Here is an 11,005-nt window from a genome sequence, read left to right as displayed (position 1 = left end):
GGTGGGCGCAGGAGGATTCGAACCTCCGACCGCCTGGTTCGTAGCCAGGTACTCTATCCAGCTGAGCTATGCGCCCACTTTCATTTTTTCTTATTTATACTCTAAGTGGAGTTTCTGAAACAATAAATATAAGTACACACCGTAAAATATGCGCTTAACTTATATGCTATTTCAGACACAAAAAAACCGACTTTTGTCGGCTTATTTATGAAAGTGGTGGGCGCAGGAGGATTCGAACCTCCGACCGCCTGGTTCGTAGCCAGGTACTCTATCCAGCTGAGCTATGCGCCCAATCTTTACTTTACAAGACTGCCATTAAAAGAAATGGTGGAGAAGGAGGGATTCGAACCCTCGATAGAGCTACAAACTCTATACTCCCTTAGCAGGGGAGCTCCTTCGGCCACTCGGACACCTCTCCGTCTTGTGGGGCGTATAATAAAGATTTCAGAAAATATGTCAAACACTTTTATGCCAAAAATGACTATCTGGTTACAGAACGCACATAAGTCAGCTTTAATTGTATAATTGGTTTGAAAAGTAAACGATTTAAATGTTTTTGTCTTGTGGGTTAACGCCCATTAAAGGCACTAAATCATCTTTGAGCTGCGCTAAATATTGCTCTTGGTAACCTAATTGCTGAAACTCAGCAATACAGGCTCGGTAATAAGCTTGTCGCTTTTGCTCTGTGGTATCAGTTTCTGGCGATTCTTCAACTCGGTTGTCTTTCATATTATATTCTAAGTCCATTTGAGAATTCATATTTAGAGTGCTATTTTAACCCAGCTCAAAATTTTGGCGTATTTTAGCTAAGTTTTTTACATAAATACAACATAATGTTTAAAAAACAGTCATAAAATTACGTTATAGCACTGTTATTAAGGTCATTTAAAACAAGGCTACATTAAATAACCCAATCTGAATTAACTATTAATAAGTACTAATAACTAGCTTTAAAATTTAGTTTAGTACTAATTAATTAAAAAGCGAACAATCTTATCCTCTCTTTCGTCTGTTTTTATAAAGCAATTTACTCTCCAACTTTTCCTGCATTGGCGCTTATTTTTGTACTCACACAAAAACGCCGCTAAAATTTAGCGGCGTTTATCACATTTATTTTGTTAAAGCTTAGTCAGCTTGTGGGCGCATATGCGGGAACAAAATAACATCTTTAATGGTTGGTGAATCAGTAAATAACATTACTAAGCGGTCAATACCAATACCTTCACCGGCAGTAGGCGGTAAGCCGTACTCTAGTGCGCGTATGTAGTCTTCATCGTAATGCATTGCTTCATCATCGCCGGCGTCTTTTTCTTCAACTTGGCGAGTAAAGCGCTCTGCTTGATCTTGTGCATCGTTAAGCTCCGAGAAGCCATTTGCAAGCTCACGTCCGCCAACAAAAAACTCAAAGCGGTCGGTAACAAATGGGTTTTCGTCGTTACGGCGCGCAAGTGGCGATACTTCCCACGGGTAGCCTGTAATAAATGTAGGTTGGATAAGCATGTGCTCAGCCGTTTCTTCAAATATTTCACATAAAAACTTACCTGGGCCCCATACACAATTTTCAGGAATTTTTACGTGCACTTGTTTAGCGTACGCTTTTAATTCTTCAAAGTGGTTTTCTGGGTCATTAAATACCGCAGCATCAAACTCAGGGTTATATTTTAAGATAGCATCAGCCATGCTTAGGCGCTCAAACGGTTTGCCAAAGTCGTACTCTACTGAGTCGATAACTTCGCCGTTTTCATCTTTAGTGGTATTAACTACAATTGGGCTACCTAAAACGTTTGTTGCAACTGTACGTAGCATGTCTTCGGTAATGTTCATCAGGTCGATGTAATCAGCGTAGGCTTGGTAAAATTCAATCATAGTGAATTCTGGGTTGTGACGCGTTGATAACCCTTCGTTACGGAAGTTACGGTTAATTTCAAATACGCGGTCAAAACCACCTACTACTAAACGCTTAAGGTAAAGCTCAGGCGCTATACGTAAGTACATGTCTATATCAAGTGCGTTATGGTGAGTCACAAATGGACGCGCAGACGCACCGCCAGGAATAACCTGTAGCATTGGCGTTTCTACTTCCATAAAGTCGCGCTCTGCTAAAAAGCGACGAATACCTTCAACTACTTGTGAGCGAATGCGGAATGTTTCGCGCGTCGCTTCGTTAGTAATTAAATCAACATAACGTTGGCGGTACTTGGTTTCTTGATCTGATAAACCATGAAACTTCTCTGGTAATGGGCGTAGTGACTTAGTAAGTAGTTCGTACTCGGTCATTTCTACGTATAAATCGCCTTTACCTGATTTATTAAGCGCACCTTTAACACCAATAATATCGCCAATATCTAGTTGGCCATATTTTGCTTTTAAGTCTTTTTGCACCTCTTTAGATGCGTAAGCTTGTACACGGCCTTTCATGTCTTGAATGGCCATAAAAGGACCACGCTTAGCTAAAATACGGCCAGCAATTGATACAACGTGCTTAAGCTCTACTAATTCTTCTTTACTCTTATCACCAAACTCAGCCTGTAAATCAGCCGTGTAATGTTCACGACGGAACTGATTAGGATGACCGTTGGCTGGGCAATTTTCACGAATAGCGTCTAATTTGCCGCGACGCTCAGCGATTAACTTATTTTCGTCTTGGATTTGATCAGTCATTTTTTAGCTCTTTTTTAGCTTGGTGGTTATAGGCCAGATTTTAGGCTGGCTTCAATAAATTTGTCTAGGTTGCCGTCAAGTACCGATTGCGTATTACGGTTTTCAACGCCAGTTCGTAAATCTTTAATGCGTGCATCATCAAGTACGTAAGAACGAATTTGGCTTCCCCAGCCAATATCCGATTTTGCGTCTTCTTGCGATTGCTTTTCAGCATTTTGCTGCTGAAGTTCAAGCTCAAATAATTTTGCTTTTAACTGCTTCATTGCTTGGGCTTTATTTTTGTGTTGTGAACGCTCGTTTTGACACTGAACAACCGTGTTGGTAGGTACGTGAGTAATACGTACTGCCGATTCGGTAGTATTAACGTGCTGACCACCCGCGCCCGATGCACGGTAAACGTCTATACGTAAATCAGCCGGATTAATATCAATTTCAATATTGTCATCTACTTCTGGGTAAACAAACGCAGAGGCAAACGAGGTATGACGACGACCACTTGAATCAAATGGGCTTTTACGTACTAAACGGTGTACTCCTGTTTCTGTGCGCAGCCAACCATATGCGTATTCGCCTACAAAGCGCACTGTTGCACCTTTAATACCGGCTACATCGCCATCGGTTGCTTCTACTAGCTCAACTTTAAAGCCTTTAGCCTCGCCCCAGCGTAAATACATGCGTAATAACATGTTACACCAGTCTTGTGCTTCAGTACCGCCAGACCCAGACTGTAAATCAAGGTAAGCATCGTTTGCATCGTGAGAGCCCGAAAACATACGGCGAAACTCTAAACCCTCAAGCTGTTTATTTAAGCCTTCAAGTTCAGTTTGCGCTTCAACAAACGTGTCTTCGTCTTCTGCTTCTACTGCAAGCTCTAATAAACCTTCTACGTCGTCAGCACCTGCTACTAAGTTGTCGATTGTTTCAACAACCGCTTCTAAGGCTGATTTTTCACGACCAAGTGCTTGTGCGCGCTCAGGTTCATTCCATACGGCTGAATCTTCAAGTTCGGCGTTTACTTCTTCTAGGCGCTCTTGTTTGTGAGCGTAGTCAAAGGTACCCCCGAAGCAGTTCAGTACGTTCGCGAATTTCCTTGATTTGATTAATCACAGGATTCACTTCAAACATGTACATTACTCCAAAATGGCTAGATTATTGCGCGCTAAAATTAGCACTAAACGCAATAAATTATCGTCAAATGATAAAAACGCCCGATTTTAACAAAAAACCGCGCGCTTTATTAGCCTTTTATGCATGCATTGTGCATATTTTTTAATGCACTTTTTCAAGCTCGCGAACAATTAATTGCAGGCTAAACTTACCTCTAAATTCGTTTATGTCGAGCTGATAAGCCACTTTCACATAACGGGCCTCGGTGTCGGGCCATGCTTTTACATCTATTCCAAATGCAATGGCGTCAACTAAGCGCCCAGATTGATGTTTAAGCACCAGTTTTAAGTGTTTTTCGCCTACTATACGCTGCTGAATAACTTCAAAGGTGTGCTCAAATACCGGCTCAGGAAATTGCTGCCCCCATGGGCCTGATTGCTTTAATAGCTGAGCAAAGTCCATTGTAAAGCACTCGTTTGGCAGCTCGCCATCGGTAAATACAATGCAGCGTTTACTTTCTTCGCTTAATTGCGCGCTTACAGCAGTATCAAACGCGTTTTTAAAGTCATTAAAGTTTTGCTCATCAATACTTAGCCCTGCCGCCATGGCATGGCCGCCAAATTTATTAATTAAGTGCGGGTCGGCGGTATTTAGCCCTTCGAGTAAATCGCGCATGTGTAGCCCTTCGATAGAGCGGCACGAGCCTTTTATTTCACCGTTTTCGCCACCGGCAAAAATAACGGTTGGGCGGTGGTATTTTTCTTTTAAGCGCCCCGCCAAAATACCAATAACACCTTGGTGCCAATCTTCTTGGTATAAACAAATGGCATCGGGAATGTTGTCGTCACTAAACGCGAGCCTATCAAGCACAGCTTGCGCCTCGGCTTGCATGCCCTGCTCTATTTCGCGCCGTGCATGGTTTAAGCTATCTAACTCGCTGGCAATACGCCTTGCTTGGTTTATATCGGTACTTAATAAGCACGCTATGCCCAAACTCATGTCATCTAGTCGCCCTGCGGCGTTTAAACGCGGGGCCAACGAAAAACCAAAGTCACTGGCGCTTAAACGCGCTGCATTACGATTAGCCACTTCAATAAGCGCAGTAATACCTGGGCGTGTTTTACCGCTGCGAATACGCGCCAACCCTTGGTGTACTAAAGTGCGGTTATTTGCATCAAGCGCGACTACATCGGCCACGGTGCCTAGGGCAACTATATCAAGCAAGTCGGCTAAATTTGGCATAGCATGGCGTTCAAAATAACCTTGCTCTCGTAACGTGCTTCTAAGGGCTATAAGCAAGTAAAAGGCTACGCCGACACCCGCAATTGATTTTGAAGGAAAACGGCAATCATGTCGGTTTGGGTTAACAATTGCATCGGCATTAGGGAGCTGTTCCCCTTGCAAGTGGTGATCAGTAACCAGTACTTTAATGCCCACTTTTTTTAATATATCTATACCTGCAATACATGAAATACCGTTATCTACCGTAATAACCAGCTCTGGTTTTATATCAACAATTTGCTCAGCAAGCGCTGGGCTTAAACCATAGCCTAAGCTAAACCTGTCCGGTACAAGGTAGTCTAAGTTATTAAAGCCAAACATTGCCAAGCCTTGCATTAAGGTAGCTGTACTGGTTGCGCCATCGGCATCGAAGTCGCCAACAATTAAAATGCGGCTTTGCGCATTCAGCGCATCAATTAATAGCTCAGTGGCTTTGTCGATGTCTTTAAACAGTTTAAAGTCGATTAGCGTGGCTGCACTATTATTTAGCTCGTGTGCATTTTGCACGTTACGCGTGGCATAAATTTGCTTAATAACAGGGTGCAGATCGCTTGGCAGGTAAGAATCGTCTACATTTTCGCGCGCAATGATCAGTTTTTTCATGCTGGTTTTTAACTTATGGTGTTCATAATAAAAAGACAAAAAAAGGCCATAAAGGCCTTTTTAAACCAATTCACTTAATTAAGTGATCTATTTTGAGGCTGGAAAAATGTGTTGATAGCTAGGCAATAAATTCGCTATTTAGTTGTTCTCGGCAATTGCTCCTGCATTGCTCTACCTTTTGCATCCATGCAGTCGTAAATAAGCATTTTTTAACGCTTGTAGCAACACGTTTAGCCCCGCAAAATGATTAAGTATTATCGCGGATTGGTATTAAACAGGTACTCAGATTTTTAATTAACCTGCTTTGTTCGCCTCAAGCGCTGCACTTAATGCGGCGGCTGGCTGGTAGCCTGGGATCATTGTACCGTCTTCTAAAATAATGGCTGGCGTGCCGCTAATACCAAAGCTTTGGCCTAGCTGGTAATGCTCAGCTACTGGTGCGCTACAACCGGCAACTACTTTAGTGTCTTCGCCTGATTTAGCTTCTGTTAGTGCTTCTTGTTGGTCGCGTGCACACCATACATTCATTAAATCGGCGTAGCCCGAACCTTGCAGTCCACCACGCGGAAACGCTAAATAACGAACAGTAATGCCTGCATCAAGCAAGTCGTCTAGTTCGCGGTGTAATTTACGACAATAGCCACAGCTAATATCGGTAAATACCGTAATTTGGTGTTTTTCGTTAGGCGCTTTATAAACAATCATTGAATCTTGGTATTCTTTAATACCTTCAACACGTACACCATTTAACGCTTGCTCGGTTAAGTTGCTGCGGTTGTTTAAATCAATTAGCGTGCCTTGCATTAAAAACTGGCCGTCTGGGCTGGCGTAAAGTACACCTTTATTTGTAATAAGCTCTTTTAAACCGGCAACAGGGCTTGGGTTTATTTGCTTAACTGTTACACCTAACGTGGCAAATTTAGTAACAATAGGATCATTAGCATCTGGCGTTGTGGCTACGCCATTTGCAAATGCACTAATACTTGTGCACAACATTGCACCTGCTAACATTAATTTTTTCATAATTTTCTCTATCTAATAATACGTACTAAATTGACCGCTAAGCTGATATTAAATTTCATATTACGCGCGCGGATGATGCTCTGAGTGTACCGATTTTAATCGCTCATTGGCAACATGGGTATAAATTTGTGTAGTCGATAAGTCGCTGTGCCCTAACATCATCTGCACCACTCTTAAGTCGGCACCATGATTAAGTAAATGTGTTGCAAAGGCATGACGCAATGTATGCGGCGATAAATCTGACTCAATAGACGCCAAAATAGCATAGTGTTTAATACGATGCCAAAAGGTTTGTCGGGTCATACCTACACCACGTTTTGAAGGAAACACAAAATCGGTGGCGTGTTTTATCATTTGTGCACGCCCCCCTTTTAAAAACTGCTCAAGCCAGTACATGGCTTCTTCGCCTAAAGGTACTAAGCGCTCTTTGTTGCCTTTACCTTTTACAAACACAACCGACTGGCGCAAGTTAATTTGCTCCATACGCAGCCCTACAAGCTCAGTTACACGCAAGCCCGTAGCATAAAGTAGCTCTAGCATGGCTTTATCGCGCAGCCCCATTGGTTCTTCAATATTGGGCGCACTTAATAATGCCTCTACTTCGGCTTCTGAGAGCGTTTTAGGTAACGATTGGCCCGCTTTTGGTTGCGCAATGTTTTCAAGCGGTGAGCTTGCAATACGTTTTTCACGTACAAAATACTGATAAAACCGCTTTAACGCACTTATGCTGCGTGCCGTGCTACGTGGTTTTAACCCTAAATCTACGCGATACGCTAGGTAGCTTTCTATATCTAAGCTGGTTACCGTCATTAAGCTTTCGCCTTTTAAAAACTGACAAAACTTATCTAGGTCACTGCGATACGCGCTAAGGGTGTTTTCGCTTACACCTTGCTCTAAGTACAAGCTATCTAAAAAGGTTTCTAAAAAGTCGCTGTTGCTGTTTAGCTCGGTATTTGGTTCAGGTAAATCGTCAGGTAGCGTTGTCACGTTGTGATCTCATGTTGGTAATACCCACGGTAGAAGGTATCAATTAAAAATACCTTACGGTAAACTGCGCCCTATCATAACAGGCAATTACACAGTGATAAATACGATGCAGATTGGTTTATTTTTTGGCTCTACTACATGCTACACAGAGATGGCAGCAGAAAAAATTCGCGACCTTATTGGCGCCGATGTAGTGACCTTACACAATATTAAAGACGAACCACTTAAAAATGCAGAGCAGTACGACTTTATCATCTTTGGTATTTCAACATGGGATTTTGGAGAAATACAAGAAGACTGGGAGTCTAAGTGGGACGACATTAAAGATGTAAACCTAAATGGTAAAACCATTGCTTTATTTGGCATGGGCGACCAACAAGGTTACGGACAATGGTTTCAAGACGCCCTTGGTATGCTTCACGATGAAATAAATACCCAGTCGTTTACGCAACTTGGTTTTTGGCCAAACGATGAAAACTACGAGTTTGAAGCGTCAAAAGCACTTACCCCCGATGGCAAACACTTTGTGGGCCTAGCGCTTGATGAAGACAGCCAATACGAGCTAAGCGATGAGCGCATAGCCAGCTGGGTTGAACAAATAATGACAGAGTATAGCGAAACGCTATAACGAGTTTGGCCTAAACCATGTTTAGGCCAATACATTACAAATAACTAAGTTTTTTAGCGCACTTTTTTTCACATATTTTTGCTTGCCTTTGCAATAGCCAATTAGGCGCAAAGGTATTAATAATACATGCCAGTACAATAAGCGCTGAGCCTATTACTTGCGATAAACTTAATGTTGTATCGTAAAAAATTAGCTGAAATAACAACGCAAATAATAAGTTAGAATAAATAAGCGGCGCTAACTGCGAGTTAGAACTGGCTAATCGGTACGCCTTTCCTCTAAAAAACTGCGTTGCAGCAGTCGAAAAACCAATTAATGCCACCATCAGTAATAAACTGTAATTACTTATATCGATTGCAAAACCTTGGTAAAATAGCTCACCTTCGCTGGTAAACATTAATACTGGCACCATAAAAATGGCAGCCAGCGTAAAGCTCCAACCGTTAATAACCATCATCGGAAGCTTAATTTTACTGGCTCTAAATAAGGTGATTTGCGAGCAGGCATTAAAAATACCAGCCCCTAAACCAATTAATAAGCTCCAGCGCCATTGTATGCCGTCGCTATGAATATTTTGAATAATCACACCCACAAACATCAGCGCCATTGTAGGTAGCAATAACCAATTTAATTTAGTTTTAAAAAGCACCCGTTCTATTAGCGGTATAAATAACGGCCCAGTGCTAAATAAAATAACCGCCTCCACCAGCGTTAAAGTATTTAGCGCCACTAAAAAGCAGTTTTGGCACAGCACTATAAAAATTGCGCGAATAGCAAAGGTTCGCCATGCTGATTTATTAGGTAGCTGCCATTTAATACCTGCCGCCAATGCCAGCATAATAATCGCGGGTAAAAACACCCGTAAAAAAACCACTTCGCTGGTGCTAAAGTAATCGGTAAGTAACTTGGCTATAAAGCTATTTAACGCCAAGGTAAATGTAGAGAGCAGCATAAACACACTAGCACGAGAATTTAACGTCACCGCAGTTATCCTTTGAATAAAAAATGAATGTAAAAAGCAAAATTAAAGGCTTAATTTTTTTAATCTATTTATTATTTTTCAAAAAATTGGCATTGGCTTTTATGGCGCTAATTTTACGTGTACTTTATAAATTTAAAAGCGAATAATATTAAACTAACCTGTAAGTAAAACTTAACTGTTAATAAGTAACCTATGATTAAATCAGCGCCGTTAAAATCTCTCTATACGTTTATAGCTGTTGCCGAAACTGGCAGCATGGTGCTCGCGGCTGAGCAGCTAAGTATTAGTCACTCGGCGGTAAGTCAGTCTATTAAAGCTTTAGAGTTACAACTTAATACACCGCTTTTTAATCGCATTGGTCGCCGCGTTGAGCTCAACCCTGTGGGTGAGCGCTATTACAAACGCATAGCCCCAGCCATGGCTGAAATTTTAGCAGCCAGCCAAGAGGCAAGTAACACAGCGAATGAGCCAACTTATTTAACACTCAATATGGTTAACTCACTAGCTCTGCACTGGTGGATCCCTAGGGTGGCTGATTTTCAGCGCATTTCGCCAAATAGTGACATTCGTATTTCTAACTTGGTGGGAGAATTTGATTTAGAGCGCGAAGGGATTGATGCAGCGATTATTCATGGCCAGCCCGATAAGTGGCAAAAATATCACTGTGAAAAACTAGCCGACGATCAGTTAATTTTAGTCTGTAACCCACAGCTTTTAGTTGGCTTAAATAAAGATGAGTTAACCGCGCAAAATTTGCTGCAGCGTTTTAAAGCAATCTACGTTACCAACCCACGTAGGCAAAACGATTGGCAAACGTGGTGCGAGGCTAATAATTTAGCGCAGCCTAAGCAGCATAATAACTTAACCTTTAATATTTCAGTGCAAGCAACGCAAGCCGCGATGCGCCAGCTTGGCGTTTTGGTCACCCACAAACAGTTTGTACGCGACGATATAAAGCACGGCATGCTCACGCAAATTGGCCGAAGCATTGTAAATCCGCATCAGCAGTTTTATTTTGCAACGAGCCACGCCATGCTTAATCACCCACAGGTAAGCGCATTACGAGCGTGGCTAAAGCGCGAATTTTTAAAAACAGCAAACGAGTAGTGCTACTCCACACGTTGCCAATATTGGTTACGGTAAAAAAAGCCTATATAGCCACGTACTTCTAATGTTTTACCGTCGTTTTGTGGCGTTAGTTGCACGGTATAAGTTTTACCATTTGTAGGGTCAAGTATTTCACCATCGCCCCACACGCCATCATCTTCTGGTTTTACATCAGTGATTATGGTCATCCCTAAAATAGGCTGATTTTTTAATGCCCCATCACACTCTTTACAAATACCGGTTTGTTTAGCTGGGTCTAAAATAGCCTCAACTTTACCACTGAGCACCTTATCGTTTTGAGTAATGCGTACGTACGATTTAGCCTCGTTGGTGTCTTCATCTATGGTTTTCCAAAGCCCAACAGGAGTCATGTTTGCAAGCGCACCTTGGCTTATAAATAAAGCCGCAGCGAGTGTTGTTAGTAACGGTAATTTGTTTAACTTTTTCATTGTGTTGCCTAAATTAAAAATGGCGAATAAAACGATAATACCAGCTGATTTATAAACGCACTATGAAATTAAACTGCTATTTAGGTACTTATAAAAGTAAAAAACCAAGTACGCGTTAACCCACTTGGTTTTAAATTGGCTGATAGTTTTTTAACGTACGCGTTTTAAAGTACGTAT

At 41.8% G+C, this 11,005-nt stretch carries 10 protein-coding genes and 3 tRNA genes; 2 read left to right on the top strand and 11 right to left on the bottom strand.

Annotation, left to right across the window (positions count from 1 at the left end; translation table 11 throughout):
• Positions 1-2: 2 nt before the first annotated feature.
• The 9 genes from MSC25_RS04240 to xerD form a co-directional block, all read right to left on the bottom strand.
• Positions 3-76, bottom strand: a tRNA-Arg gene (locus MSC25_RS04240).
• Positions 77-214: 138 nt separating this feature from the next.
• Positions 215-291 (bottom strand) — tRNA-Arg (locus MSC25_RS04235).
• A gap of 34 nt (positions 292-325) precedes the next feature.
• Positions 326-418, bottom strand: a tRNA-Ser gene (locus tag MSC25_RS04230).
• A 128-nt stretch (positions 419-546) separates the two neighbouring features.
• Positions 547-729, bottom strand: a complete 183-nt coding sequence (locus MSC25_RS04225; protein WP_024031585.1) for a hypothetical protein — start codon at positions 727-729, stop codon at positions 547-549.
• Positions 730-1,125: 396 nt separating this feature from the next.
• Positions 1,126-2,661, bottom strand: coding sequence for a lysine--tRNA ligase (lysS, locus tag MSC25_RS04220; RefSeq protein WP_248442724.1), 1,536 nt, complete (start codon positions 2,659-2,661; stop codon positions 1,126-1,128).
• 26 nt (positions 2,662-2,687) lie between these two features.
• A protein-coding gene (gene prfB / locus MSC25_RS04215) for a peptide chain release factor 2 (RefSeq protein WP_096041210.1) occupies positions 2,688-3,786 on the bottom strand; the annotation gives its coding sequence in 2 pieces (ribosomal slippage) (positions 2,688-3,710 and positions 3,712-3,786; 1,098 coding nt in all).
• Between the two features lie 144 nt (positions 3,787-3,930).
• On the bottom strand, positions 3,931-5,652 hold the full coding sequence (recJ, locus tag MSC25_RS04210; RefSeq protein ID WP_248442722.1) for a single-stranded-DNA-specific exonuclease RecJ: 1,722 nt from the start codon (positions 5,650-5,652) through the stop codon (positions 3,931-3,933).
• Between the two features lie 294 nt (positions 5,653-5,946).
• Entirely contained in the window at positions 5,947-6,675 is a 729-nt protein-coding gene (gene dsbC, locus MSC25_RS04205) for a bifunctional protein-disulfide isomerase/oxidoreductase DsbC (RefSeq protein WP_004588004.1), read from the bottom strand.
• Positions 6,676-6,735: 60 nt separating this feature from the next.
• Positions 6,736-7,662 carry a site-specific tyrosine recombinase XerD gene (gene xerD / locus MSC25_RS04200; protein ID WP_055254835.1) on the bottom strand — a complete coding sequence of 309 codons (927 nt, stop codon included), beginning with the start codon at positions 7,660-7,662 and terminating at the stop codon, positions 6,736-6,738.
• A 106-nt stretch (positions 7,663-7,768) separates the two neighbouring features.
• Between xerD and fldB the strand changes: the two genes are divergently transcribed.
• Positions 7,769-8,290 carry a flavodoxin FldB gene (fldB, locus tag MSC25_RS04195; protein ID WP_004588002.1) on the top strand — a complete coding sequence of 174 codons (522 nt, stop codon included), beginning with the start codon at positions 7,769-7,771 and terminating at the stop codon, positions 8,288-8,290.
• Positions 8,291-8,324: 34 nt separating this feature from the next.
• Here the strand turns inward: fldB and MSC25_RS04190 are convergent, their stop codons facing one another.
• Positions 8,325-9,272, bottom strand: a complete 948-nt coding sequence (locus MSC25_RS04190) for a DMT family transporter (protein ID WP_248442720.1) — start codon at positions 9,270-9,272, stop codon at positions 8,325-8,327.
• Between the two features lie 192 nt (positions 9,273-9,464).
• Between MSC25_RS04190 and MSC25_RS04185 the strand changes: the two genes are divergently transcribed.
• Positions 9,465-10,379: a LysR substrate-binding domain-containing protein gene (locus MSC25_RS04185; RefSeq protein ID WP_248442718.1), complete on the top strand. Its 915-nt coding sequence runs from the start codon at positions 9,465-9,467 to the stop codon at positions 10,377-10,379.
• Positions 10,380-10,381: 2 nt separating this feature from the next.
• Here MSC25_RS04185 and MSC25_RS04180 read toward each other — a convergent pair whose 3' ends face one another.
• Positions 10,382-10,828 (bottom strand): DUF2147 domain-containing protein, encoded by a 447-nt coding sequence (locus MSC25_RS04180; protein ID WP_054983747.1) that lies wholly within the window; start codon positions 10,826-10,828, stop codon positions 10,382-10,384.
• Between the last annotated feature and the right edge of the window lie 177 nt (positions 10,829-11,005).

It is taken from the genome of Pseudoalteromonas sp. 1CM17D (assembly GCF_023161805.1).
Lineage (GTDB): Bacteria > Pseudomonadota > Gammaproteobacteria > Enterobacterales > Alteromonadaceae > Pseudoalteromonas > Pseudoalteromonas atlantica.
The sequence above is the reverse complement of the archived record's forward strand: the minus strand, read 5'-3'. Positions and strand labels throughout refer to the sequence as shown.